Annotated in this window: 20 protein-coding genes, 1 tRNA gene and 1 other RNA gene; 11 read left to right on the top strand and 11 right to left on the bottom strand. The window is 58.1% G+C overall.

The genetic code is table 11. The features are described 5' to 3' along the window. Nucleotides 1-9: 9 nt before the first annotated feature. Nucleotides 10-1,362, bottom strand: coding sequence for an O-antigen ligase family protein (locus OHL13_RS09500; protein WP_263409888.1), 1,353 nt, complete (start codon nt 1,360-1,362; stop codon nt 10-12). Between the two features lie 155 nt (nt 1,363-1,517). Here OHL13_RS09500 and OHL13_RS09495 point away from each other — a divergent pair, with 155 nt between their 5' ends. Beyond that, nucleotides 1,518-2,801, top strand: coding sequence for a Wzz/FepE/Etk N-terminal domain-containing protein (locus OHL13_RS09495; RefSeq protein WP_263409887.1), 1,284 nt, complete (start codon nt 1,518-1,520; stop codon nt 2,799-2,801). A gap of 126 nt (nt 2,802-2,927) precedes the next feature. After that, entirely contained in the window at nt 2,928-4,202 is a 1,275-nt protein-coding gene (locus OHL13_RS09490; RefSeq protein WP_263409886.1) for a lipopolysaccharide biosynthesis protein, read from the top strand. A gap of 137 nt (nt 4,203-4,339) precedes the next feature. Here OHL13_RS09490 and ssrA read toward each other — a convergent pair. Beyond that, nucleotides 4,340-4,693: a transfer-messenger RNA gene (ssrA, locus tag OHL13_RS09485) on the bottom strand. 105 nt (nt 4,694-4,798) lie between these two features. Next, nucleotides 4,799-5,239 (bottom strand): CYCXC family (seleno)protein, encoded by a 441-nt coding sequence (locus tag OHL13_RS09480; protein ID WP_263409885.1) that lies wholly within the window; start codon nt 5,237-5,239, stop codon nt 4,799-4,801. Nucleotides 5,240-5,552: 313 nt separating this feature from the next. Between OHL13_RS09480 and OHL13_RS09475 the strand changes: the two genes are divergently transcribed. Continuing rightward, complete coding sequence (locus tag OHL13_RS09475) at nt 5,553-5,990, top strand: hypothetical protein (protein ID WP_263409884.1); 438 nt, start codon at nt 5,553-5,555, stop codon at nt 5,988-5,990. 182 nt (nt 5,991-6,172) lie between these two features. Continuing rightward, nucleotides 6,173-6,442 (top strand): hypothetical protein, encoded by a 270-nt coding sequence (locus tag OHL13_RS09470; RefSeq protein WP_263411639.1) that lies wholly within the window; start codon nt 6,173-6,175, stop codon nt 6,440-6,442. 2 nt (nt 6,443-6,444) lie between these two features. On the opposite strand, the gene OHL13_RS09465 is transcribed toward OHL13_RS09470, so the two are convergent. From OHL13_RS09465 to OHL13_RS09445, 5 genes are all read right to left on the bottom strand, one after another. Continuing rightward, nucleotides 6,445-7,872 carry a trypsin-like peptidase domain-containing protein gene (locus OHL13_RS09465; protein WP_263409883.1) on the bottom strand — a complete coding sequence of 476 codons (1,428 nt, stop codon included), beginning with the start codon at nt 7,870-7,872 and terminating at the stop codon, nt 6,445-6,447. Nucleotides 7,873-7,927: 55 nt separating this feature from the next. Further along, entirely contained in the window at nt 7,928-9,076 is a 1,149-nt protein-coding gene (locus OHL13_RS09460; RefSeq protein WP_263409882.1) for a WD40/YVTN/BNR-like repeat-containing protein, read from the bottom strand. A gap of 50 nt (nt 9,077-9,126) precedes the next feature. Next, on the bottom strand, nt 9,127-10,095 hold the full coding sequence (locus tag OHL13_RS09455; protein ID WP_263409881.1) for a zinc-binding dehydrogenase: 969 nt from the start codon (nt 10,093-10,095) through the stop codon (nt 9,127-9,129). Between the two features lie 606 nt (nt 10,096-10,701). Next, on the bottom strand, nt 10,702-12,105 hold the full coding sequence (locus OHL13_RS09450) for a sensor histidine kinase (RefSeq protein WP_263409880.1): 1,404 nt from the start codon (nt 12,103-12,105) through the stop codon (nt 10,702-10,704). After that, complete coding sequence (locus tag OHL13_RS09445) at nt 12,102-12,791, bottom strand: response regulator transcription factor (RefSeq protein ID WP_263409879.1); 690 nt, start codon at nt 12,789-12,791, stop codon at nt 12,102-12,104. The genes OHL13_RS09450 and OHL13_RS09445 overlap by 4 nt, the downstream gene beginning before the upstream one ends. Nucleotides 12,792-12,933: 142 nt before the next feature. Here OHL13_RS09445 and OHL13_RS09440 point away from each other — a divergent pair, with 142 nt between their 5' ends. The 3 genes from OHL13_RS09440 to OHL13_RS09430 are packed head-to-tail and all read left to right on the top strand — an operon-like array spanning nt 12,934 to nt 18,637. Beyond that, nucleotides 12,934-14,232: a TolC family protein gene (locus tag OHL13_RS09440; protein WP_263409878.1), complete on the top strand. Its 1,299-nt coding sequence runs from the start codon at nt 12,934-12,936 to the stop codon at nt 14,230-14,232. A gap of 16 nt (nt 14,233-14,248) precedes the next feature. Beyond that, nucleotides 14,249-15,454 carry an efflux RND transporter periplasmic adaptor subunit gene (locus OHL13_RS09435; protein WP_263409877.1) on the top strand — a complete coding sequence of 402 codons (1,206 nt, stop codon included), beginning with the start codon at nt 14,249-14,251 and terminating at the stop codon, nt 15,452-15,454. 18 nt (nt 15,455-15,472) lie between these two features. Next, nucleotides 15,473-18,637 carry an efflux RND transporter permease subunit gene (locus OHL13_RS09430; protein ID WP_263409876.1) on the top strand — a complete coding sequence of 1,055 codons (3,165 nt, stop codon included), beginning with the start codon at nt 15,473-15,475 and terminating at the stop codon, nt 18,635-18,637. A 120-nt stretch (nt 18,638-18,757) separates the two neighbouring features. Here the strand turns inward: OHL13_RS09430 and OHL13_RS09425 are convergent. Then, nucleotides 18,758-18,846, bottom strand: a tRNA-Leu gene (locus tag OHL13_RS09425). An 18-nt stretch (nt 18,847-18,864) separates the two neighbouring features. Beyond that, nucleotides 18,865-20,274: a glycoside hydrolase family 125 protein gene (locus tag OHL13_RS09420; RefSeq protein ID WP_263409875.1), complete on the bottom strand. Its 1,410-nt coding sequence runs from the start codon at nt 20,272-20,274 to the stop codon at nt 18,865-18,867. 114 nt (nt 20,275-20,388) lie between these two features. Here OHL13_RS09420 and OHL13_RS09415 point away from each other — a divergent pair, with 114 nt between their 5' ends. From OHL13_RS09415 to OHL13_RS09400, 4 genes are all read left to right on the top strand, one after another. Continuing rightward, nucleotides 20,389-21,177, top strand: a complete 789-nt coding sequence (locus OHL13_RS09415) for a DUF3011 domain-containing protein (protein WP_263409874.1) — start codon at nt 20,389-20,391, stop codon at nt 21,175-21,177. Nucleotides 21,178-21,415: 238 nt separating this feature from the next. Further along, complete coding sequence (locus OHL13_RS09410) at nt 21,416-22,690, top strand: ABC transporter permease (protein WP_263409873.1); 1,275 nt, start codon at nt 21,416-21,418, stop codon at nt 22,688-22,690. An 18-nt stretch (nt 22,691-22,708) separates the two neighbouring features. Further along, complete coding sequence (locus tag OHL13_RS09405) at nt 22,709-23,656, top strand: carbohydrate kinase family protein (protein WP_263409872.1); 948 nt, start codon at nt 22,709-22,711, stop codon at nt 23,654-23,656. A 189-nt stretch (nt 23,657-23,845) separates the two neighbouring features. Beyond that, on the top strand, nt 23,846-25,105 hold the full coding sequence (locus OHL13_RS09400; protein ID WP_263409871.1) for an ABC transporter permease: 1,260 nt from the start codon (nt 23,846-23,848) through the stop codon (nt 25,103-25,105). A 60-nt stretch (nt 25,106-25,165) separates the two neighbouring features. Here OHL13_RS09400 and pgi read toward each other — a convergent pair whose 3' ends face one another. Further along, nucleotides 25,166-26,776 carry a glucose-6-phosphate isomerase gene (gene pgi / locus OHL13_RS09395; protein ID WP_263409870.1) on the bottom strand — a complete coding sequence of 537 codons (1,611 nt, stop codon included), beginning with the start codon at nt 26,774-26,776 and terminating at the stop codon, nt 25,166-25,168. Nucleotides 26,777-26,865 lie beyond the last annotated feature (89 nt).

Here is a 26,865-nt window from a genome sequence, read left to right as displayed (position 1 = left end):
AACTCCCTCTCATCGAGTCGCTTGGTTAGGCAAAATATCAGGCTGGGGTATTTGCAGAGATGCTCGTAACCCGGAAAGAAACGCTACTCCCATCGCAAGCGAGGGGAGGAAGAGTGAATCCTGAGTTAGCAAGAATCCAAGGCTTCCAACGACGATCAGTATGCCAAACTCTGCCTGAAAAGACCAACCAATACGAGCCTCTTTGATAACCCGGTACATGGCTAGCAGAAAGGTAGCCAATCCCCCAACTCCTGCTTCCAGCAGAATCCTTGCGTACAGATTGAAGGCTGATGCACGCGAAGCAGCGCCTGGAGCCATCGAACTCAGGGCCTCGTAAGAGTTCATCAGAAACGAGGGCGCGAACTCTGGCCGGTAAAAAAAATGGAACTGCCCGAACCCAATACCGGTTAGCCCATATCCCGCAAGACTTGCTCGCAGACACAGCAGCGCCGACCCGAAGCGCATTGCGCTGCTCAGGTTCTCCTGCAGATCCAGCGCCGAGTTGCTGACAACCAGGAACATGGCAATAAGAACAAGCGCAACAAGACCAATCGTAGCCGGAATAAGCCGCGACTTGCCAGGACGTTTGCGGCAGAGCAGCAATACGAGGAACTGAGCCGCAATGACCGGAAGAAACGTCTTTGCTCGAATGAGAAGGCTGGCCAAAAAGAGAAGGATCCCTAGAGTAACGTAAGGCCATCTCTTGCGTCCCATGCGTACGAACATAAGAGGTGTGCCATACATCCCCGCAAACGCTCCAAAATAAGAAGGTTCGCTCAACAGGCCAGCCGGCCGGACATCGTCGTACCCCGCCTCCGAGCGGAATAAGGCAAGCAGGCCATGCGAGTGGCTGAGCAGTCCAAGGGCATCGGCAAAAACGGCAGCTAGATAAACTAAAGCCACTGGTGCGAGCATCCGCATGGCCAGCTTTCGTCTGGCTTCTACTTGAAAATAACGTTGGTGTACCACAACAACCAGCAAAAAAGCAGCGTACAGCCCGCCCTGTCCTACAAACTGCACGGCAGGGTTCTTTTCCCGGCCAAACGCTGACCATCGCAGAAGCATGTTCAGAAAAAACGCAGCGCTGCCCAGAAGGAGAGTCACGGCAAGCGGACGGGCGATACGTGTCTCTGATGGTGTCAGTCGTAAATAGTAGCCCGGAGCTTTTGCAATTAATGCAAGACTTGCCAGAACCATCAAGGGAACGGCTGGCTTAGCGCCAAACTCGCGCAAAAGTGCTCCTGTAGGCGCAAACCAGTCCATCGGCAGAAGAAGCATCAATAAAAATACATATGTGGCATCATGCCACTTCAACGAACCGGACGAAGGGGGCACCGCAACGCCTTGTTCGAGACCTGTCACGCACCTAATCTTATAGTGATTCCCAGGTGACCGCCTAGAAAGCCGAGGCATCGTGCCTGCGCACCAGTGTATGGTTTGAGAGCGCCGTACACTCCGGCATGAGACATTCCTGTTTGCTTGCGTTTATCCTATGGAAGGAGACGTGTACCATCGATATGGTGGAGCCAATCGCAAGTAATTTGCTGAATTCCTCATCGCGGCAGATCTCTGAAGAAGAGAAGGGGATCGACCTTACCACGGTCTCAAGAAGGCTTTGGCGGCACAGGTTAGCCATCTTCTGTTTTGCGAGCGTCAGTGCCCTTCTTGTTCTTGTGTTGGTATTCTTTCTGCCCAATGAATTCACCGCTAAAGTCTCTTTCCTCCCCCCCCCCTCGTCATCGTCTTCCGGGCTGGCCAGCCAGCTTAATTCTCTTGGGGGAATGGCGTTACTGGGGGGTGGTGTAAAAACTTCAGGGGATGTGTATGCGGGGCTTTTAAAAAGCAGCTCGGTACAAGGCAATCTGGTGGACCAGTTCCACCTCATGACCGTGTATCACACCAAGACCAAAACTCAGGCCATGGTGCGGCTCGCTAAAAGAACCGTGATTGATGTGGGTTTGAAGGACACGATCGTAACTCTCAGCGTTACAGACAATGATCGTGTACGAGCTCGTGACCTGGCCAATGCCTACCTCGACCAGCTTGAGGCCCTTTCTACCAGGCTGGCCATCACGGAAGGTGCTCAGAGGCGCCGTTTCTACGAAGAGAGGCTTGCCGCGGAAAAAGAGGCACTTGCTACTGCGGACGTAGAGCTGAAAAAGAGCGAAGAAAAGACCGGGTTGGTCGTTCCTGGCAGCCAGGCTCAGATGCATTTCCAGACGATTGCCAATCTCCGGGCTCTCATCACGAGCCGTACAACACAGCTTGCGGCTCTTCTGCAGGCTTCGACCGAGCAGAATATGGATGTGATTCGGCTCCGTTCAGAGATTGCCAGTTTGAATGCTCAGCTTGGCCGTCTCCAGCAGGGCGGTGGAGCGGATGAGGATCTTACGACAAAGAAGGTCCCCGAGGCTTCTCTTGAATATATTCGGAAACAGAGAGACGTCCGATACCACGAGACGATGTTTGAGATACTCGCCCGGCAATATGAGACGGCCAGACTTGACGAAGCAAAAGAAGGCCCTTCTCCGCAGATTGTAGACCGCGCTTTTACTCCTGAACTCAAGTCGGGACCGCCACGTGTGATTATGGTTCTATCCGCTTTTATCTTGGGTCTCCTTGCATCAGCGGTGTACTTCCACTTCAAAGACCGCGCAACAGCTCCTGTGGCGACGGTCTTGTTTCTCGCAATCTGTCTGCCGTACCTGCTTGCCCCCGAACATGCCTCTGCTTTGCAGAAGAACGTCATTGACGGCTCGCGTCATGAAGCTTGGGCAACTCAATACCTTTACGGCGAATAGCCGTTCCAAATGCAGCGCATGAGACATCGTTGACCACAACTCCCACAAGTGGCCACGTAACGTTTCCTATCTATGCCAATGCAACACAGCGCTTCAATCCGACGCTCGAGGCTTTTACGGCTGGCAATGTGGAGCCGCGGCGCCAGCAAGATAGCTGGCGCTCTCTTGCAGGGACTAGCCATACCGCTTGTTTACCATGCTCTTGGGCCGCATGATTATGCGCTGTTCCTGCTTCTGTCCGCAATTTTATCGACCATTACGCTCACTCAGTTGGGTGCTGGTCCCGCGCTTTCACAGTCAATCGCTAAATCGAATGCTGAAGAAGATCACAGTGCTGAAGCCAGTGCTTTTGCCTCGGCCCTGATCTTTGCCATGGTGATCTCCCTGTTCGCAGGAATCGGGGTGCTTGCGGTGACCCGGTTCATTCCGGTGGGTAGCCTGTTCGGAGCATCGTTCTCGGTCGATCAGGACGTAGTCGTGCATACCGGGGCTTACGTCGCTCTGATTGTCGTTTTCCTGGGAATGATGGGCGTAATCGATTCCGCGCTCAGCGGATACCAAGAGCAGGTTCAAACCAACTTCGGCGTGTGCGGAAGCTATCTGGCCAGTGCGCTTGTACTCTTCGTTATCTCCAGACATCACGTCACGATTGTGCAGGTCTTGTTGACGCTGTATTTGCTTCCCGGTGCTGGCCGTCTCATCAATTTGGTGATGTTACTTTGGCGACGGCCATACCTTGCAGGCGGCTTTTCCAAAATCAACAAGAGGACGATGAAGCATATCGTTCATACGGGAACGGCATTCTGGATCATTCAGGCCTCTGCTGTGATTGAGCAGCACGGAGGCACCTATGTCATGGCAAGATTCGCTACCCCTGAGATGACGGCTATTTTCGGGGTGGTCTATCGTGCGGTAGACCTTGTGGCTTCTGTGGTTGGAATCGTGACTCAGCCGCTGTGGCCTGCTTTTACTGATGCTGCTGCACGGCAGGACAGCGGATGGATACATAGAACAACACAAAAAGTTCGACGTTCTTTGATGGGGGTAGCATCTCTTCTTGCACTTGCGCTGATTACATGCGGAGCATGGGGAATAAAGCATATATGGCATGTAGATCTTGATAGCCAAAGCTCACTAATCTACGTTCTGGGAGCCTACCTCGTATGCAATGTATGGACGCACCTGCATTACGTGATTTTGATGGGCCTGGATCGGGTATGGAGTATAGCTTCGCTGCTGATAACCGAGAACATTATCATGATCGGCTGCGGAGTTTTGCTAGTTCCTAGATTCCATGAAACCGGCATGGCTGCGGCCTACCTTATTGCAAGCATTGCATTGCCCGCATGGCTTTTGCCAAAGCTGCTGGATGCCAGCCTCAAAACACATCCCTCTTCGTGATGCGGGCCCGCATGCCTAACGGTGAATTGCCCCAGCGCAGTGTGCTGACGGGCAGATTGTGAACGGGCACTCAGGAGCTTCGCTGGATACCCCAGGAAGGCGATTTCACAAATCAAGAAAATAAACTGGCTTAGTAATGGTGGAGGCGGCGGGAGTCGAACCCGCGTCCGAAATCACAGCCGACAGAGAGCTTTCATGCTTTTCCTCGTTCCTCTTTGTCTCGTAGCCTGCCCTGAGAACGGGCGAAGATGAGCCGGCCACCAGCCTGATTGATCTCACTCCTCGGGCACAGGCGGAGCCCTTGGAGCCAGCCTACTGTGCGACGATTGGTATCCGCCCGTAGGCGAAGCGGAAGCAATCGGCTACTTAGTTAATTAAGCAGCAAGCGCGAATTGAGGTTCGGCACTTATAGTTTTGTGAGCGATTACGGGTGTCCACACCCCGGCATGCCTCTCAGCCGCACGCAATCCCGTCGAAACCGTGACGCCCCCACATCTCAAAGAACAACCTGAACTAGCCCCTTAGGGCAGCAAAGCCAGCCGGAGTGAGCTCCGGCTGGCTCCTTTACATCTGATGCCAGTCTACCATCCCCGGACTCAGAGGCCGGCCTTCTCCAGGTCCAGGTTCATCCACTCGCCGCGCTCAATTGCCGCGCGAATCTGCGCCGGTGTCTTTCCCGCCTTCGTCTGCTGGTAGGCAAAGGCTGCCTCCTTCATGCAGGTGGAGCAGGCCGCGCCGTGCGTTCCCTCAAAGCAGCTATGCAGGCTGTTGTGGCCCATGGAGCGGTCGCAGCGGCAGTAGCAGGGAAGCTGGTGCAGCACGGGGGAGATTTTGGCCGCCATCTGGTAGGTCTTCACCTGGTATGGATGAGAAAAATACTCGCCCGTCAGCTGCTTGCCAGCCATGACCGGCGGCAGAACTCCACGGGGTGGAGCAGCGTTGTACGCGGGAATATCGTTGGCGGGGTTCGACCACTGAGCATAGGCAGCAAGGGTCAGGGCAGCCATGCCAGCTGCAGCCAGAAAGCGCTTTTTCATAGGGAAATGATAACCGTCCTGGCTATATGGACGTCCGACAGAAAAAAAAGACGGCACGAACATTGCTGTTCGTGCCGGGAGGCCAGTGACGCAACTTGTTTCCGAACGTCTAAAGCATCATTCGGATAAATCTTCGACCCTCTGAGACTACCACATCAGCGGCCGGTACACTATCTAAGACGCAGAAATAATCTAGAAGTTGCGTCTAAACTGGAAGAAAGTATTCCCGCACTTGAAGTTCAAGGCAGACCGTCGTCTGCTTCCCCCCGCTTTTGGAAGGTTTAGCTGAGTGAATTTCCGATTGGCACTGTCCATGATCCTGGTTGTGTCCGAAGTTGTTGCGTCGGACATCTTCTATGTAATCAATCCTTTAGGTCCTGTGTGTTCCCGCTTTGCAACGAAATGGGACTACATCAATGAGCATTTTGTTGTGGCGATGGGCCTGTGGGCTCTCATTGGCCTGGTATCCATGTTCCTGACGAACCCCATGTTTTGGCAGAGCCTGCGTCGTTCTGACGAAATGCAGAAGGGGTTCTTCTACTGCGGCCTTATCGGTCTGGTGGTGGACGGGGGCGCGTCAGCGTACCAGCGCTGGGTGGCGACCATTGATATGTCGGTGCATACCTGGACCCGCCTGGGACTGATTCTCAATGCCTCCCTGCGTACTGTCCTGTGGCTGGTTCTCTACACCGCCCTTTCGGTCGCCTTTATCGCCTGGGCCAAAGTGCACGAAGCCGATTTTATTGAGTAGGTGCATGCGAGGAATCCCATGCGATTCCTCGCCCTCTCCAACTTTCATTTGACAGCCTAATTGGGAGCTGTATTCTTGCACCAAAGATGGTGCAGCCGAACGCTGGCTGTTCCGACCGTATTCCCCGCCAACAGGCGCGGGCGCGCCGCAACGTACGTCTCATCAACGGAAAGAGGCAGGCAATGGTCGTGACGGAGTTGGAATTCCTGGAAGCGTGGATCCCCGAGCAGATGGCCCCCGGAACTGTCTTTGTGCTGGACGGAGACGGTCGTTTTGGAGAGGATGACAATCCCTACTTTGCGGTGCTGGCGTGTCCACGCTGCGGCTGCATGGGGCTCATCAAGCGCAGCCAGTACATTGGTCTTGAGCCGATGATCTGCGGCGGCAACGCCTGTTCGGCCGAGTACTTCGTCGACGAGGACGACCGCATCGCCTTCCGCAGGCCGCAGTAGCGCTACGCCGGCGGAACGACGACATACGACAGGTTCCCGTCGCGCTCAATCTGTAGAACCACCGCTTCCCGGTTGGGGACCTGCGCCAGTTCGCGCCGCAATGACTCAATCGAGATCACAGGCCTGCCGTTGACCGCGTGGATCACATCGTGCGGCCGCAGGCTGCTCTCCGCAACGCGCAGTGCGCTGGAACGGGCCACCACCAGCACTCCCTGCGGGCTGCGGATCGGATTCCATTCATTCGGAGTGTCTGGATCAACCGTAATCCCGAAGATCTCCAGCCGCGGAATCAGGTTGCGCCCAAAACTGATGTCGGAGGTCAAAGAACGGGCCCGGGATCCGGCGCGGTCCGGCTCGACCTTCAGGGCCAGCGTTTTGTCTCCCCGCAGAATTGTTACCGGTACGGCCTTCTTTGGCTCCAGGGCGGCTACGGTCTGCGCGTAGTTGATGATGGAGGTGATTTTTTTCCCATTCACCTCCTGCACAATATCGCCCGGCAGAATGCCGGCCCGCTCTCCGCTGCCAGCCGGCCACACATCCTCGACAAGCACACCCTGTGTCCCCGTCAGCCCCAGTCCCCGTGTCAGGTCGCGGGAGAGCGCATGCGTGGTTACGGAGAAGGTCGAACGGGTGACGTGGCCATCCTTTCGGATCGCGTTATAAACCGAGCGCGCTGTCTCAACCGGGATCGCCAGGGCGATGCCTTCATTGCCTCCGCTCTCGGAGTAGATCAGAGTGTTGATCCCGATCAATCCGCCGCGAACATCCACCAACGGGCCGCCGGAGTTGCCTGGATTCACGGCTGCATCGGTCTGGATCCACAACCGGGGATCGTCCGGGGAGGACTGCCGCCGCACCGCTGAAACAATCCCCATTGTGACCGACCGCTCAAAGCCGAACGGGCTGCCAAAGGCGACAGCGATCTGTCCCTGGTGGGCTGAGGGCGGATGCGCAATATCCAGAAACGCAAACTCCTCACCCTCCGGCGGCTCAGCCTTCAACACCGCAAGATCGGTATCCTCGTCCAGTCCAACGCGCGTCACGGGCAGCGAACGCTGCTTGCCAGAGAGCAGGCGAACCTCCGCACGGAGCCTGGCGCTGCCGGCAATCACGTGGGCATTGGTCAGAATGTAGCCATCGGCCGACACCAGTACGCCCGACCCCTGTGCCGTGCCGGCGGTCACCAGTCCCGTGTCTGGAAGATTTGTGGAGCCGCCTGTGCTCGCCGTCGGGTTGATGGCGGAGTTGTCCTCGTGGTCGCCCACATACACCTGCGCCGTAATGCGAACCACCGTCGGCAGCACCTGTGCCGACAGAGCCTGCAGATCGTCAGAGAACTGGGCGAGCGATGTCTTTGGGGCGGAGCTCTGCGCGTATGCCGCAGAGAGAGGCAATGCAAGAAAAGCGGCCAGGCACGCGCGAAAACGCATGCCATCACGGTATCAGCCAGCATGGCGCACTCAAAGCGAAATCATCCCGTGGCGGCTACGGAAAAGCGCTGCGGTCCAGCTTGCCGATACGCCCCTTCGGTCCAACGGCAAAGGGCAGCGAAAGGGCGTTCCAGTTGTTACTCTTCTCCGGATCGGTACCTACAGGTTTCCAGGTGCTGCCGTTGTCGTAAGAGACATCCGTGCCATTGGGACCAACGGTCAGAAAGGCTTTCAGGTCTTCACTCCACGCAACCGAACTGCGGTAGCCGTGGGGAGGAGTGGTGGGCGTTATCATCTCGACCTTATGGGGGAAGAGGGAATGAACCGAACCCCGTGGCCGTAGAAGGACCGCGTTCTTCTCCGTCGCATCTGGTTTCTTATAGTCCCCGCCGACTGCCATCACCTCCAGCGGTGCGGCGAATCGACCTTTGGTCGCGACAGCAAACGATCCAGAGGAGTTGGAGCCATCCCCCAGTGGAAGATCAACGTACTTTGCAGATTCGTGGCAGAAGGAAAAATCAAGATCGAAGTGATCGACATAGGCCAACCGCGCCTTCGATCCGCCCGTAACGAAGAAGAACAAATAGGGGTGTGGGTAGACGAGGGATTGATTGCTGGCGGCGAAGAGCGACTCTCCCTGGGCTGCTGCGAAGGTGTCAATCCGGCAACGGCTCTCTTTTCCCCGCTTGAGCGCGGTTCTTCGTATCCAGTGGTCGCCTCCGTCGCCCGTCTGAAAGATGGCAAACTCTCCATTGACTGGATCGCCAAGCAGTACGCCCCGTGCGTACTGCACAGCCAATGCATGGTTTGTCACGTTGCTGATGGAGAGAAACTGCAGTGCGTCCCAGAAACCATCCTTATCCGGATTGGTAAACACCAGCTTCCATGTCTTGCAGCCATCCGTCGTCTTATACAGACGCGAAGCATCGCCCTTGCCGCTCGACATCACAATCGCTGTCTTCTCGTCGAAGGCCTGAACCCCGCGAAAATCCAGCTTCTCTGCATCTGGCGGAATGGCGCAGGCCAGCCAGTGCTCGCCGCCGTCCACCGTACGCAAGACAGTGCCTCCGGTGCCGGAGGCCCAGGCGATCTGGTCATTCACGGCATGAATACCGCGAAAGCTTTCCGTCGAGTTGGACGGCTGCAGAGTGAACTGGGCAGAGGCCGTTGCTGTAACCAGTGCGAGCAGGAGTGGAAGGCGCATGCAAACAACCTATCAGCTACGCGGACACGGTAGCCGCGATCACAAGGCCTTCATAGCTCGCAGACCAGCTTTCCGTTCGAAGAACCTGCCTGCAAGGAAGCAAGTGCTTCTGCCAGATGCGCAAACTCAAAGCGGCAAATAGCAGGCGGTGCAATGTTTCCTTCAGCAATGTCCTGCAGCAGGGCAGCCCCTGCGCCGCGCAGGTCGTCCCAATCCTGCACGTTGCCATGGCGGTAGATGGCACCCAGAGCGACCTCATGCTGCGAGACCACCGTTGAAACAGGAGGTGAGGCAGGGCTGTTCAAACGGCCCTGGATGCACACCACGTGGCCGTTGTATCCGATCAACGGCACAAGCGACCGCGCGTGTTCTTCATTCACCGTATCCACAGCCGCAAACAGATGCTGCTCTCCCAGGGCATGCAGCAGGGCTTCCCGCCATTCCGCATCGTGATAGTCGAAGACGCCGGCGGCACCTTTCTCCAGCAACTGCGCGTGATGTTGTGCGGAGGCGGTTGTCCAGACACGATAGCCTCGCCGGAGCGCGATCTGTACCAGGAACGTACCCACCGCCGATCCAGCTCCGACAACCAGCACATCGCGTCCCACGCGATGCGGGAGCTTGTCGATCGCCATCCACGCCGTCAGACCGGGGCACGGAACCGTGGCGGCATCCATAAAGCGGATCGCTTCCGGAAGAGGAAGCAATGCCTTCACCGCTACAACCGTATGCGTCGCAAAGCTGCCATGGCGCTGCAGATCCTGGTGATAGGCGACACGGGTACCCGTAGGAATCACAACATCCTCACCGCAGGCCACCACAATGCCGGCTCCATCTACGCCGGGGATATGTCCATGTTCCCATCCGGATTTTCTTCCCAGAATCTTCCAGTCAATAGGATTGAGCGCGACAGCCTTGTTGGCGACCAGTACTTCTCCGGGCTGCGGAGCTGGCAGGGAAAGCTCTTCAAGTCGCAGAGCGGAGGACTCTGGGTCTCCGTTCCATGTCCATGCATGCATCGTTACGCTTCCTTTTCAGAGTGCGGTCAATGGCCGTCCTGATGGTACCCAGAAGGGATGTATTGTGTGGTGCATCGAGTCGTATCGAATCGCACTAAATTTTCAGTGCAAACCGGCACAAGAGTTAGGTGAGTGATAGGCAGGTCTAAGGATCGGATTGACCCAAACGAAATGGGAAGGAATGCTATACCGCCCGCGTCCTCGAAAATTTTATATATATTCTGCCCTTCAGATGTGCTGTTAGCCGGAGGGTTTCTCTTCACAGGATGCGGGGGAGCAAACACGGGTTCCGGCGGAGGCACGACGACATCTACTAATCATCAAGCTACCGTTTCAACAGCCGTTACCCTGATCGTGCAATAGAGAATCATTGCGTGGTGCCCGGAGTGGGCCTGAACTTCCACTCACCGTTAAGCGATGCGGATTTGAGAGCTGTTTTCCGCGTTCTGCAGACTGCTGCACCACGCTGCACGGTGGCGCGTAACGCATTTATTCAATGATTTGAATTGATTTTCCGAGTTGCGCCAGCTTGCAGGAAATGGCATGGGATTCCGGAAAGTATCACCAGGAAGCTGCGGATTCACAATCCGCAGCTTCCGAAAAACGTTATTTCAGTGCAGGAAGATGGATCACACATCTTGCACCTGACTTGTATTCCGAATTGAATTCTATTGATCCACCAAAGCGTTCGACTACGAGCTTGGATATTGACAACCCGAGTCCTGCACCCTTTTGGCTTTGCGAAGTAGCCGTCCCCGTATAGAAGCGCTCAAAGACCTTCTCTCGATCTTCTGGGCTGAGCCCCTCCCCTTCATCTTCGATTACAACTTCTGCCATGGCTGATGATTCAACTCGTCTGCAGACCACACGAATGGTTGAATCTGACGGAGAAAACTTCCAGGCGTTGTGCGTGACATTAAGCAAAGCCACCCGCATCAAGCTTCTGTCGGCCTGCACGAAGATGTTTGTATCGCAAGAAAGCTCCAAACTTACCCTCGACTCTTCCATCATCAGTGCCAGAAGTGCCGTAATCTCATTCAACAAATCGCAAAGCTGAAACTTCTCGAACTGCCCGGTAGCCCCTGTGGCTTCCACGCGCGACAGCAACAAGAGGCTGTCCACTGTTCCGCTAAGACGCGAGGTTTCTTCCAGGATGTCTTCGACGACTCTCCGCGAGTTCGCATCCATTTCTCTGCTGAGAGCGACTTCACCCATCGTTCGAATGGAGGCGAGTGGGGTTCTTAGTTCATGTGCGGCATCGGAAGTAAAGCGTCCGAGTTGCTGAAAAGCGGCTTCGAGCCGGCTGAGGAGATGGTTGAAAGCCGTCGCCATTCTCCCCAGTTCATCGTCGGGATTCGCGATAAGGAGGCGATCGTGCAAGTTGGTGGCCGTGATCTGCGTGGCACGATCCGTCATGTCATCCACCGGTCGTAGCGCTCGTTTTGCAATGGTCTGTCCTGCGATTGCCGCCAAAGCCAACGCGACAGGAATCGCGATCAGCAAAAGCAACAGGAACTGCCACATCCGGTCACGGAGCGGCGCAAGGCTGTAGCCAAGGCGGATGAGCAATGTTCTGTCGTCCATTCCATGCACATGGCTGACAACGAAGACATGCGATCCGTCATCCAGACGCACAATCCGCTCGGCGAAGTCGCGATCTCCTTCACCTTGATACGACGGCCCGCCGAGGCGCATCCCGTGAAGCGTCGGGCTGCTGAAGAGCACATTGTCTGCCCGGTCCCTTACCTCCATATAACGATCGACAAGGAGATGAGACTGGGGGCGAGAGAAATAGTCCTGCCGGAGCTGAAGTTTCCCGAAGCTGTCGAAGTAAAGCAGGCCTTCGACGGTAACAACATCCTGAATCTCATCGTGGAGCATTTGCCGCGTCAGCACGGCATATTGGAACGCAAAGACAATCGTCGCGTAAACAAGCAGCAGCAGCGCCAGAACGGCTACGTACCAGGACGTAAGGCGGCTTCGCAGGTTCGTTGGCGTGAATCGCTTCACGAGGGCTCCCTGAGGCAGAAGCCTAATCCTCGCACAGTCTGCAGCAGCTTGACCGGGAAGGGATCGTCGATCTTTTTGCGCAGGCGCGCGATCTGCACGTCGATCACGTTGTCGATGGGGGTGAACCGCGATGTCTCGCGCCATACGTCCCGTGCCAGCATCTCCCGCGAGACGATTCGTCCTCGATTCTGGACGAAGTAAAGCAGAAGGTCGAACTCGCGCGGCGTGAGGTCCAGCATCTCGCCTTTGCGCGCTGCTGTGCGGGCTTTTGTGTCGAGAGACAGGTCGCCGATGCCATAGGTGTTTGCTTCCGTCGGCGGCAGCACACGGCGCAACAAGGCATCGATACGTGCCAGCAATTCGGGGAAGGAAAAGGGTTTGCCAAGATAGTCATCTGCCCCGGCCCGCAGACCTTCCACGCGGTCTTCAACCGTGTTGTGCGAGGTAAGAATCAGCACCCGCATGTCGATCCCTTCGGCACGCAACTGCTTCAGAATCTCCAACCCATTGCGATGCGGTAAGGTCAGGTCCAGCAGGAGCAGGTCGGGCCGCTGTTTGTGGGCAAGATAAAATCCTTCCTCGCCCGAAGCTGCCGTATCCATGTCGTAGCCCGCCTCCTGCAGGCCGACGACCAGGGCCTCCGACATCTTGCGATCATCTTCGATGATGAGGATTCTGGGCTTCATTGCAACCATCTGTTCTCTATGATTTCCGATTCCACGCCTGGCCAGCAAGCCGGGATCCGGCGATGTAAGGAAGATGTAAGGGAATGTCAGAAACGAAAATGTTTCACTGCAGGTGATATCGCATCGGCGAGGAAACCTGTAGATGAAGTCTTTCATCACCGCGGTTGTGTCTTTGGGGCTCGCTCTGGCACCTGTCTGGGGACAATCTGCGACGAGCAATGGACCGTTGGACCTGCCTCAGGTCGAAGCAACCGCGCTGGCAAACCAGCCGCGAATGCTGGCGGCTCAGCTAAGGGCGCGTTCGCTTGCGGAGCGTGTAAAGCAGGCGCGTGCCGGTTACGCCCCGACGATCAACTTCAATGCGACCGGAGCGCAGGTTGCTGACACTGGTTCTGCCGTAGCAGCAGGAGCTTTGCCAACCTCAGCCTTGTCCGGGCGATTCGCGTACGGCGGCAATCTCACACAACTGGTGACCGACTTTGGCAGAACGAGCTCTCTTGTGAGCTCTGCCAGGCATAACGCCGAAGCACAGAACGATCTTGCAACCCTCACTCGCGCTCAGGTCCGGCTGAATGTACGAACGGCGTATTATCGTGTGCTTGGGGCCGAGGCGGTTCTACGTGCCGCGCAAGCCGCGCTGGAGAACCGCAAGCTCAACGCACGACGGATCGAAGCGTTGACCCAGAGTGAACTGCGCTCCACCCTCGACCTGAACTTCGCGAAAGTGCTGGAGCGCGAGGCGGAGCTGGCGGTTGTTCGAGCACAGAGCTCTGTGGCACAGGAGCGGAATACCCTGGCGACAGCTATGGGGCTGGAGATGCCCGTGTCAGCCAGATTGGTGGATGCAGCCGCGAGTGACGACGCGTTGCCGGCATCTCCTGAAGACCTGCAGCACCAGGCAGGTGCGCAGCGGGCGGATCTGAACGCATTGCAGGCGCAGCAGCAGGCGGCGGAGAGCTTTGCGAAGTCAGAAAAACGGCTGAGCTATCCGACGCTCAATGTTCTTGGCACGGCGGGCCAGTTGCCGTATCACGACCACACACTGCATGAAGATTACGCCTCGGTTGGCTTCAACCTGAATGTTCCCGTATTCAACGGCGGCTTGTTCCATGCCCGCAGGAACGAGGCAGAGCTTGAAGCAAAAGCCCGCGCGCAAGATGTGAAACAGTTTCGGCTACAGGTCAACGAAGAGGTTCGCAATAGCTGGTACAGGGCCGATGAGGCATACCGCAGCCTCGACGTAACCGCGCAACTGGTGACCCAGAGCAAAGAGGCTCTGCGGCTTGCTCAGGACAGGTACGATGCCGGACTTGGCAGCATCGTGGAACTGAACGAGGCGCAGTTGAACGAGACCTCCGCCGAGATTACGTCCGCGGATGCCACCTACACCTATCTCACGCGGCGAGCGCAGTTGGACTATGCCGCGGGACTTCTGAACTGAAAGGGTTTCGACCGATATGACTCGACAGCTTCTCATTGGATCAACAGCAGCCTTTGCCGCGATGGTCTTCTCGCTGTCCGGTTGCAGAAGCAAGGCCGTTCCCGAAGCCCCGGTATTGGCGGTTCCCGTGGCAACGGCTGCAAACGCTACGCTTGAGAACGACCTTGTTCTGTCTGCCGAGTTCCGGCCTTATCAGGAGGTCGATGTCATGGCCAAAATCGCCGGTTATGTAAAAGCCATTAGGGTCGATCTTGGCGATCATGTTCGACAGAATTCCGTGCTCGCAACGCTTGAGGTGCCGGAAGTTCAGGATGACGTGGCGAAAGCAAAGGCGGGACTGGCGGCGGCTGAAGCCGACATCGTAACGGCCCAGGCTGCCGTTCAAAGAGCAAATGCAGGAGCGGACATTGCATCGCTCTCCTTCAAGCGGATTCAGGAAGTTGCAACAAGAGACCGCGGTCTGGTGCCACGGCAGGAAATTGACGTGGCGCACGCACGCGAACTCGAAGCAAACGCTCAGCTCGCCAGCGCGAAATCCTCGTTGGCCGCGGACGAGCAGAAGAAAATCCAGGCCGGGTCGGAGTATCGGCGAGCCATTGCGATGCTGCAGTATGCAACCATCCGTGCCCCCTTCAACGGCGTCGTCACGAAACGGTACGCCAATACCGGCTCCATGATTCAAGCCGGAATCTCTTCGCAATCGCAAGCGATGCCCGTCGTGAAGCTGGCACAGAATGACGTTCTTCGGCTGGTGCTTCCTGTACCCGTGAACCATGTGGCCGGGATAAAAAACGGCCAGCTGGTCGATGTAAATGTTGTGAGTGCTAATCGCAAGCTGCAGGGCAAGGTCACACGCTATGCCGATTCCGTTCAGATGGCAACCAGGACCATGGACACCGAAGTGGACGTGCCAAACCCCGACGGGTCGCTGGTTCCCGGCATGTATGCGGAGGTTCATCTTCATCTTGCGGCGCGTCCGAACGTGCTGAGTGTTCCGCTCGATGCCGTCGATGGCCTTGGCACCAGTTCGCAGCAAGCCTATGTCGTTCGTGACGGAGTGATTCATCTCGCGCAGGTAAAGGTAGGCCTGCAGACACCCTCCCGCGTGGAGGTGCTTTCCGGCCTGCAGGCAGGAGACAAGGTCATCGTCGGACGTCACACCGGACTCTCCGACGGCCAGAAGGTCGACGCGCAACCAGTCGCTTACGAAGCCGCCCACTAACGACGAGAGGGAGAAACAATGTCTGGATTCTCGATTCGAAATCCTTATCTGATGGTGGTGCTGTGCCTCATGATTACGATCATGGGTACGGTCAGCGTCTCGGACATGCCGATCGACATGTTTCCTCCCGTCAATCTGCCTGTCGTCGCCGTAGCGACATTTTATTCGGGTATGCCCCCGCAGCAGATTGAAGCAAATATTACCTATCACCTTGAGCGCCAGTTCACGCTTGCCAGTGGCATCGATCACATGGAGTCGCGCTCTCTTCCTGGCGTCTCGCTCATTAAGGTGTACTTTCGCGCCGGCACGGATCCTGATGCAGACGCGGCGACCATCTCGTCGCTTGCAAGCAGCGATCTTCGCGATATGCCTCCGGGCACGTATCCTCCCATCGTCCTGAAGCAGGATGCTTCCAGCGTCCCGGTGGCCCTGGTGACGTTGAGCGGCTCCGGCTTGAACGAGAGCAAGCTGAAGGACGTTGGCCAGAACTTTGTTCGTAACCAGCTGGCAAGCGTCGCCGGCGCCTCCGTCACGCAGCCTTTCGGTGGCCGCTGGCGCCAGATCATGCTTTACGCCGACCCTTACAAGCTGGAAGCAAACCAGCTCAGCCCGATGGATATTGTGCGTCAGGTGAATGATGCGAACGTCATTCTTCCGGCAGGCGATGTGCAGATTGGCCGTTACGACTACAACATCTATACGAACTCCATGCTGAAGGGCGCGGAGGACATTGCCCAGGTTCCACTGAAGATGGTGGGCCAGTCACCTGTGCGTGTGGGTGATGTAGCAACGCCGCAGGATTCGTTCGGCCTGCAATACAACATCGTGCGTGTGAACGGCCAGCGTGGTGTCTATCTCCCCATCTTCAAACAAGGCGGAGATTCCAACACCATCGCCATTGTGGAGGGTGTGAACGACACTCTTAAGAAGCTCACCGATGTGCCGGCATCACTGAAAACTAATGTTGAGTTCGACCAGTCACGCTTTGTCAAGACGGCGATTGAAACACTCATTCATGAGGGAGGAGTTGGCCTCTTCCTTACCTGCTTGATGATTCTTATCTTCCTTGGAAGTCTTCGAGCCACGGTCGCAGTCTTCTTCTCAATTCCGCTCTCGCTGCTGACAACGTTCTTCGTCCTGAAGATGACCGGAAGTTCGCTGAACAGCATGGTGCTGGGCGGGTTGGCGCTTGCCCTGTCCCGTCTGATCGACAACTCGGTCGTTGTGCTGGAAAATATCTTCCGCCACCTGGAAGAGGGTGAATCGCCCGAGGTAGCAGCGGAGAAGGGCGGTAAAGAAGTCGCCCTTCCGGTACTTGCCGGAACGCTCACCACGGTCGTTGTCTTTTTCCCTGTAACCATGCTCTATGGCGTCAGCAAGTTTCTCTTCTCAGCGCTTGCTCTGGCCGTCGTCATATCGCTGTTTGCCTCCTACTTCGTGGCTCTTACGGTGGTGCCGCTCTTCTGTGCCCGCTTCATCAAGAGCGGCCATGGGGACGTTGTTCATGAATCTGCGGAAGATGAAGCCGCTGTCACTCCAGACCCGCGAAGCACCCATCACGGCCTGTGGGCACGATTTAATGCGAAGTTTACTGCCGGGTTCGATGCCATGCTGCATCGGTATGACAAGGTCGTAGCCCGCGTACTGGAAAAGCCATGGCAAACCCTTGCAGCTGCAGGAATCATCTTTGCGCTATCGCTGCTCCTGTTTCCCTTGCTGGGCCTGTCCTTCTTTCCCCGTACCGATGCAGGGCAGTTCGTCATCAGCTTCAAGGCTCCCTCAGGCACAAAGCTTGAGGCAACAGAAGAAGAGGCTCAGCGAATCGAGCAGATTGTTCGCCGCATCGTGGCTAAGGACGACCTTGGCATCGTCGTCACCAACATCGGTGTCGACCCGGGTTTCTCCGCACTTTTCTCTCCGAACGCTGCCATGCACACCGGTTTTATCCAGGTGGCGCTTTCGCACGATCACAAGCGCAGCAGCTTCGAATACATCGATAAGGTGAAAGCCACCGTCGCAAAAGAAATTCCTGAACTGCAGACCTTCTACGCTTCAGGCAGCCTGGTGGACGGAGTTCTGAACATGGGCGCTCCGGCGCCGATTGATGTGCGTATCACCGGCAACGACGTCACTGCCGACTTCGGCCTTGCCCAGAACATCGCCTCAAAGATTCGTGGCATCCAGGGTATCGCCGACGTCTTCATCCCGCAGGACATCGACTATCCTTCGCTTCGCATCTCGGTTGATCGCACACGCGCAAGCCAACTCGGCCTGTCGGAAAAGGAAGTCGTCTCCAACATCATCACCGCGCTCACATCGAACCAGATGATCGCCCCTTCCATCTGGATTGACCCGAACAGCGGCAACAACTACTTCCTCACCGTGATGTACAAGGAAGGCCAGGTCAAGTCGCTCGAAGATCTGAAGGCCATCCCTTTGCACGGCAAAGATATTACGCAGCCTACGCGTCTCGACATGGTTGCAAACATTGAGCAGTTCAATGCTCCTACGGAAATGGACCACACCCAGATTCGTCGCAATCTCGATGTCTACGTCCGTCCGCAGACGGAAGATCTGGGTGCCATCACGAAGCAGATTCAGAAGATCGTCGATGACTCGAATCCTCCGAAGGGGATCAACGTTACGCTGGCTGGAAGCGTTACCTCAATGAACGCATCCTTCCGCAGCTTTGCCATCGGTCTGGTTCTTTCTGTTCTGCTGCTCTATCTCATTCTCGTTGCCCAGTTCCGTTCATTCCTCGATCCCTTCATCATCCTGCTCGCACTTCCGCCAGGAATTACCGGCGTCATTCTCGCACTGCTCGCCTGGAACACAACACTGAACGTCATGTCGCTTATGGGAGTGGTTATGCTGGCAGGAATTGCGCTTTCGAACAGCATCCTCATTGTCGAGTTTGCGCACCACCTCATCAAAGAAGGCAAAAGCGTTCGCGAGGCGATTATCCTCTCCTGCCGGGTACGTTTACGTCCCATCCTGATGACGTCGCTTGCAACCCTGATTGGTCTGTTGCCCATGGCGCTCAAACTCGGCGAAGGCAGCGAGTCCTACGCACCCCTGGCCCAGGCCCTGATTGGTGGCCTCACTGTTTCAGTGATCCTGACCATCATCCTGGTGCCGGCAGGTTTCTACCTGGCCTATCGAGAGAAGTTTGTGACCGCCTAGATTATGGAGCAAATACCGGGGCTAGAGGCAGATGCGTCAACTGCGCCATTCCGCGGACGGCATCAAGCTGCGGCGGATAGAGCTTCGTGACCGCCCGTAGCGATGGGTATTGACAATTCCTGGTGCCCGGAGGGGGACTTGAACCCCCACTCGCCGTTAAGCGATGCGGATTTTAAGTCCGCTGTGTCTGCCGATTTCACCATCCGGGCGCCATCTTTGATGCTATCTCAACTGCGCACCCAATCCGGATGGTTATGCGCCACATGGGCCACCATCTCGCCGAAAAGTGTGTTGGCCCAGGCGAACCAGGCGCGGGTAAACTTTGCCGGGTCATCCTTGAAGTAGCTCTCGTGCATAAAGCCCGTCTCGCGGGCCGAGGTCTTCAGCATCTTCAGGGCCTGCATCACCTCTTCGCGCTTCGTGCTGGTCAGCGCGTAGATCGTCTGGGACATCGGCCAGATCATGCCATCGCCAATGTGCGGGCCGCCAATACCTTCGCCCGCCGTTCCGCGGAAGAACCACGGGTTGCGCTCGCTCCACACAAAGGCTCGCGTCCGCGCGTACAAAGCCGCATCGGGAGAAGCATTCAGATAGGGAAGCGCCAGCAGGCTGGGCACGTTGGCATCGTCCATCAGAAGCTGGCTGCCGAAGCCGTCCACCTCATACGCCCAGATGGTGCCGGTCTCCAGCTTCGCAATGCCGTGCTGGCGCAGCGCCTGCTCCACCTCGGTTGCCAGCGACTGTGCCTCCTGCGCGGTTGCGCTGTCATGCACAATAGCGTTCAGCATCTCCGCAAGCTGCCGCAGCGAGGCCACGGCAAACAGATTGGCCGGAATAAAGAATGGGAAGATGCAGGCATCGTCGCTTGGCCTGAAGCCAGAAGCGATCAGGCCCACCGGCTTCACCGGGTTACCGGCGCCCTTGCGCGCCAGCGTCTCGGTCGGCCGGGGAGAGCTGCGCTGGAACAGGTACGGTCCATCGCCCTGTTTGCGCTGCTGCACCCGCATGGTGCGTACCACCGTCCGCATTGCCTCCGCCCACGTCGTGTCGAAGGGCTTCGTATCGCCGGTGGCCTTCCAGTAGCCGTGGCTCAGGCGGATGGGGTAGCACAGCGAATCCAGTTCGTACTTGCGTTCACCCACGCCGCGCTTCATCTCCGTCTCGTCGGTGCGTCCCCACTCCAGCGCCGGATCATCCAGGTTCGCCATGAAGGCATTCGCATAGGGGTCGATCAGCAGGCAGCGGGCCTGGCGGCGGATTACGCCTTCCAGCAGGGCGCGCAGCTTCTCATCCTGCCTGGCGAGGGGAAGGTATGGCCACACCTGGGCAGAGGAGTCCCGCAGCCACATCGCCGGAATATCGCCGGTCAAAACAACGGTATCCGGCTTGCCTTCAAAGCTGCCGTGCTGCACCGTCGTGTCCAGCGTATTAGGGAAGCAGTTCAGGAAGAGTTGCCGCAGCTCCGGGTCGCCAATCCGTTTTGCCGTCTCGGCCATGGAGCGTTCCACGGCCTCCGAAGTGAACTTGCGGTCTCCCACGGCCGGCCTGCGATCCATGACCTCGGCCTGCAGACCCATGCTCCTGCCCGCTACCGCGAGCGCTCCCAGCTTTACGACATCCCTGCGCGTCCAATTCATGCTCTCCATTCTGCCCCCGCAGAGAACGCATGCGCTAGGCCGCGAGGCCTATCTGCTCCATTCGTTTGCTTTGATCCGGATCGTGTAGCATTCAAACCGTCTGGAGGCAGATTAATGAAATATCTCTACTGGTTGGTCCTGCTCGTCTCGCTCAGATACACAGGTAACGCAACAGCCCAGAGCGGGATTACGGAACAGAACGGAAGAAACCTGACCTGCGCGTCCGATGACATGGGCAAGCACTATTGCGAGGTCAACACCAACGGAGGCGTCCGCATGGTGAACCAGCGCAGCGGCTCGCCCTGCGTGCAGGGACAGACCTGGGGCTGGGATCGCCGTGGTATCTGGGTCGATCGCGGTTGCCGTGCTGACTTTGTCGTCGGTCGCGGAGGCCCGGGCAACAACAACGGTGGCCCTGGCAATGGCTGGGGGAACGGTAACGGAAACGGCTGGGGCAACGGCAATGGCGGCCAGCAGATCACCTGCTCCTCCAACGACGGCCGTCGCAACTACTGCAATGCAGACACCAGCGGCGGCGTTCGCATGGTGAACCAGCGCAGCGGCTCGCCTTGCATTCAGGGGCAGACCTGGGGCTGGGACCGCAATCGCATCTGGGTGGATCGTGGTTGCCGCGCCGACTTCGTGACCGGCCGCGACAATGGCGGCCCCGGGAATGGCTGGGGCAATGGAAATGGCGGCGGACGTCCCGGACTTGGTGTCCAGGTCATCACTTGCTCCTCCAATGATGGCCGCCGGAACTATTGCAGCATTCCTCCCAACGCCCGCGTCGAACTCAGCCGCCAGATCAGTGGTTCGCCCTGCCGTGATGGAGACACCTGGGGTACAGACCGTCGCGGTCTCTGGGTTGACCGCGGTTGCCGCGCAGAGTTCCGCATCCGCTAAGCGGTGTCGAATTACTGTTTGAAAGCTGCAGAACTAACGCCAGCTCTAAAGCGCAACATCGCAGAACGGCATTTCGTACCGGTCATGGCTGAATCCATGACCGGTACAACTTTGGCAGTCCGGAGAGAGCAAGGCCCTCCTGAAGAGCCGTTTAACATCAGGGGCTTCAGCCCCGGATAATCCCGCCTATACGATCGGAAGTTGCACAACCACTCCTGCACGGAACAAATTCCTTCCCTTGCGCGTAATCCTATGCGCCATGCCGATTCGCGAGATCTTCCTGCAAACGCTCGCCGCCCTGTGGGCTACCAAGCTCCGCAGCTTCCTCACCATGTTCGGCATCGTGTGGGGCATCACCTCGGTCATTCTGCTGGTTGGCCTCGGTATTGGCTTCAACAGGGAACAGCACGAGCGCATGAAGGGGCTTGGCACCGACATCGCCATCATCTGGGGCGGCAAGACCGGAGCGCAGGCTGGCGGCTATGTCGCAGGTCGCGATATCCAGTTAGAATACGCAGACGCGGTCGCCATCCGCGACCAGGCAGCGCTGGTGCAGCACGTCTCGCCGGAGATCAACCGGACCGTCAACGAGGTTTCGCAGTACAACGCCGCCAACCGCGCCGTGCGAGGCGTATGGCCGGAGTACCAGTCCTTCCGCTCCATCAAGGTCTCCGAAGGGCGCCTGATGACCGAGCGCGATGAGGCTGACGGCGCCCGCGTCGTCCTTCTCGGCGACGACACCAAGCAGCAGCTTTTCCGTTCAAACCCGGCCGTCGGACAGACAATCTCCATCGCCGGCTACCCCTACACCGTGATTGGCGTGCTCAAGAAAAAGCAGCAGAACGGCTCCTACGGTTCCGGCCGCGATGGCACACAGCTCTTTGTTCCGTATGTCTCCATGGCTCGCGACTTTCCTCCGGCGCGCAAAGGCGTCTTTCCCGGCTGGCTCAACGACCTGGTCGTGCAGCCCGTCTCCCCGGACAAGCATGACGCCGCGGTCAAGGAGGTCTACCGCATCCTCGGCCAGCGCCATCACTTCGATCCGGATGACAAGGAAGCTCTCTGGGTGTGGGACACCCTCGAAGGCGCCAAGTTCGTCGACCGCATCTTTGGCGTGATGACGCTCTTTCTTGGCGCCGTCGCCCTTCTCACGCTGGCCCTCGGCGGCATCGGCGTCATGAATATCATGCTGGTGGCCGTTACCGAACGCACCCGCGAGATCGGCGTGCGCAAAGCCCTTGGAGCGCGGTCGGCGGATATCCACCGCCAGTTTCTCGCCGAGTCGGCCATTATCACGCTCGTCTCCGGCAGCATCGGCTTTTTGCTCGGGGCAGGCGTATGTGTCGCCATGCGCTACATTCCCATGCCGGACTTTGTGCCTCACCCGGTCATCTCGCCCGTTGCCATTGTGTTGTCTCTGCTGACACTTACGGGCATTACGCTCTTTGCCGGAACCTATCCGGCGCGCCGCGCAGCCATGCTCAGCCCCATGGAATGTCTCCGCACCGAATAACGGCGTTACACTAGAAAGATGGAGAGTACCCGGAAGGTCGACTTGGTTGGTGTTGGCCTGAATGCCACTGACACCGTCCTGACCCTTCCCACCTTCCCCACACTCGGCTCCAAGGTGGAGTACCACCACTCCATCGTGCTTCCGGGCGGACAGGTTGCCAGCACCGTTGTGGCCTGCCAGAACTGGGGACTCACCACGCGCTATGTGGGCAAACTCGGCGACGACCAGGCCGCCGATCTGCACCATAAGGCCTTTGCTGCCGCCGGCGTTCAGACCAAGATCATTACCGTTCCACACTCTGCCTCCCCGCAGTCGCACATCCTTGTCGACCCCAGCGGCGAGCGCACCGTGCTGGTCCGCCGCGATGACCGCCTGACGCTGTGTCCCGAAGAGATCCAGCGCGAGTGGATCACCGACGCGCGTGCGCTCCACGTGGACGGACAGGACACCGCCGCTGCCACCCAGGCCGCACAGTGGGCACGCGAGGCCAACATTCCCGTCGTCGCCGATCTCGACCTGCAGTTCCCGGGCATCGACGACCTGCTGATCAACATCGACTACCTGATCGTCAGCCGCGACTTTCCCACCCGCCTGATGAACGAGCCCGACCTCGAGACCGCTCTCAGCAAGATGCACCGCCGTTACGGGAATACGCTCTCTGCTGCGACGCTGGGCCCCGATGGTGTTCTGGCCTATGACGGCAAGAGCTTCTGCTACCGCCCGGCCTACCGCATCCACGCGGTCGACACCACGGGCGCAGGAGACATCTTCCACGCCGGCTTCATCTACGGCATGCTGCAGGACTGGCCGCTGACCCGTCAGCTCGACTTCGCCTGTGCCGCTGCCGCCCGCAACTGCACTGCCGTGGGCGCCCGCGGAGCCATCGATTCCCGGGATGCCATTGAAGCTATTATCCAGGCGGATGCCCGTTATCCTTCGCTTTCATTTGCCTCTGTAAGCGCTTGATTTAAAGCATGTACTGCGCCTGGTTGAGGCGTATCCGCAGCGTCTTTTGCGTCAGGGCACGGCTTTAGCCGTGCCGCAAAATCCCTCGTGTGGATGCGGCTTTAGCCGCTGAGGTATCTCCTGGCCTCGGCCTCCGTGGAACTTTTCCTGTCGCCTGCCGTACCCTCCTGCAGGCAGGCCAGCTCCCACATGATGCAGATCAAGGAAACCGTCCAGCAGTCTCTCCAGTCGCTTCTGCGCAACCGTCTGCGCTCGGGCCTCACCATGCTGGGCATCGCCTGGGGACTGGTCACTGTCGTCCTGCTCATCAGCTACGGGGCGGCGCTCGGCCAGACCATCCTGATGGGCTTCATGGGTATCGGCAACAACGTCATCATGGGCTGGGGAGGGCAGACCTCCATGCAAGCCGGCGGCGAACGCTCCGGCAAGCGCATTCACCTCACGGCAGAGGACGCCGACGCCGTCCGTGAGCAGATGCCGCTGATCAAAGCCTTCTCCGTCGAGAACGATACCTCCTACAGCTTCAAGTGGAACGCCAAGGCCGTCAACATCCAGGTCAAGGCCGTGGAGTTGCCCTACGATGGCATGCGCAAGCTCGTCGTGGAGCAGGGCCGCTACTTCGCTCCGGACGACTTCACCGAGCATCGCAAGGTCGCTATCTTTGGTCCGCACGCGGCGCAGAAGCTCTTCAACGGCTACCCGGCCATTGGAGAGACCGTGCAGCTCAACGGCCAGACCTTCACCGTCATCGGTGTGCTGCAGAACAAGATCCAGGACTCATCCAACAATGGACCGGACAACGAGAACGTCTTCATCCCGTTCTTCACGCTGCGAGACCTGGAGAACCGCCGCGACCCGGACTCGCTGGTCTATCAGCCGCTCTCACCGGAGCTGAACAAGAAGGCCACCAGCGCTGTCCGCTCCATTCTCGCCGCGCGCCACCACTTCAATCCCGCTGACGAGAAAGCCTTCTCCGTTTGGGACACCATCGAAAACGCGCAGGAGATGAGCCAGTTCTCGCTCGCCCTCGAAGCCCTGCTTGGCATCATCGGAGCGATGACGCTCGCGGTGGGCGGCGTCGGCGTCATGAATATCATGCTGGTCTCGGTGACCGAACGCACCCGCGAAATCGGCCTGCAGAAAGCACTCGGTGCGCGCCGCCGCGATATTCTCTCGCAGTTCCTGCTCGAAAGCCTGACGCTGACCTTCCTTGCCGGGATTGCCGGGATGATCGCTGCCGTTGCCATCGCCCATCTTATTCCGCCCATGCCGCTCTATTCCGACATGTACAAGACCGTGAACAACGAGGGCGACATTGTCCTCAGGCCCAACCTGACCATCGCGATGATCAGCTTCGGCATCCTTGCGCTGGTTGGTCTTGTCTCCGGCTTCCTGCCTGCATGGCGCGCCAGCAGGCTCGATCCTGTCACGGCTCTCCGTCACGAATAAGCCTGCCAGTAGACGCAAAAAGGCCGGAGCCTGAGCTCCGGCCTTTTTCAGCTTCCGCGCTTACTTCCTGCGCGCCTTACGGTACTTCTCGATCAGCGCGTTGGTGGACGAGTCATGCTTCAGCTCGCCCGCGCCTTCCAGCTCGGGAACGATGCGCATGGCCAGCACCTTGCCCAGCTCCACGCCCCACTGGTCGAACGAGTCGATGTTCCAGATCACGCCCTGCGTGAAGACGATGTGCTCATAGAGAGCCACCAGCGTTCCCAGAACCTTCGGCGTCAGCTCCTCGGCAAGGATGGTGTTCGATGGGCGGTTGCCCTCAAACACGCGGTGCGGCACCAGCCAGTCTGCCGTGCCCTCGGCCTTTACCTGCTCCGCGGTCTTGCCAAAGGCCAGCGCCTCGGTCTGCGCAAAGACGTTGGCCATCAGCAGATCGTGGTGGTTGCTCACCTGGTTCAGCGAACGCATAAAGCCGATGAAGTCGGCGGGGATCAGGCGCGTGCCCTGGTGGATCAACTGGTAGAAGCTGTGCTGTCCATTGGTGCCCGGCTCGCCCCAGTAGATGGCGCCGGTATCGTGCGAAACATGCTCACCCTGCAGGGTCACATGCTTACCGTTCGACTCCATGGTGAGCTGCTGCAGGTAGGCAGGGAAGCGCTTCAGGTACTGGTCATACGGCAGCACGGCATAGGTCTGCGCATTGAAGAAGTCCGTGTACCAGACGCTCAGCAGGCCGAGGATCACCGGCAGGTTCTTCTCAAACGGAGTCGAGCGGAAATGCTCGTCCATCGCGTGGAAACCGGCCAGCATCTCGCGGAAATTATCCGGTCCAATGGCGATCATGGTCGACAGGCCAATGGCCGAGTCCATCGAGTAGCGTCCGCCGACCCAGTCCCAGAAGCCGAACATGTTCGCCGTGTCGATGCCGAACTTCGCCACTTCCTTCGCATTGGTGGAGATGGCCACAAAGTGGTTCGCCACGGCCTTCTCGTCCTTCAGGCTCTTCAGCAGCCACTCGCGCGCGGAGTGCGCATTGGTCATCGTCTCCAGCGTGGTGAAGGTCTTCGACGCGATCAGGAACAACGTCGTTTCAGGATCAAGATCATGCGTCGCTTCGGCAATGTCGGTGCCGTCCACGTTCGACACAAAGCGGAAGCTCAGGTCGCGCTGCGAGTAGTGGCGGAGAGCCTCATAGGCCATCACCGGGCCCAGGTCCGATCCGCCGATGCCAACGTTGACCACGGTCTTGATCGCCTTGCCGGTAAAACCCTTCCATGCGCCCGAACGGACACGGTCGGCAAAACCGGCCATCTTGTCCAGAACCTCATGCACCTCGGGCACAACATCCTTGCCATCGGAGAAGATCTGCGTCCCCTTTGGCGCGCGCAGGGCGATGTGCAGCACGGAGCGGTTCTCGGTGATGTTGATCTTCTCGCCGGTGAACATCGCCTCGATCTTCGCCTTCAGGCCGGATTCCTCGGCCAGCGCCAGCAACAGCTTCAGCGTCTCGTCGGTGATGCGGTTCTTTGAGAAATCAACAAAGATGCCTGCGGCTTCCAGGGCGTAACGCTCGGCGCGGGCGGGGTCGGAGGCAAACAGCTCACGCAGGTGGATCTTCTCAATTGCGGTGTAATGCTGCGCCAGTGCGCTCCATGCGGTCGAAGTGCTCATAACGAATCTCTGCTCCGTTCTGTTTCTTGTAGCAGTTCATGGTTCGGCCGCGCCAAACGTGCGCTTCGCGGCCCGTCATCTCCATTATC

It is taken from the genome of Terriglobus tenax, assembly GCF_025685395.1.
Taxonomy (GTDB): Bacteria; Acidobacteriota; Terriglobia; order Terriglobales; family Acidobacteriaceae; genus Terriglobus; species Terriglobus tenax.
This window is presented reverse-complemented; position numbering and strand designations above follow the sequence as displayed.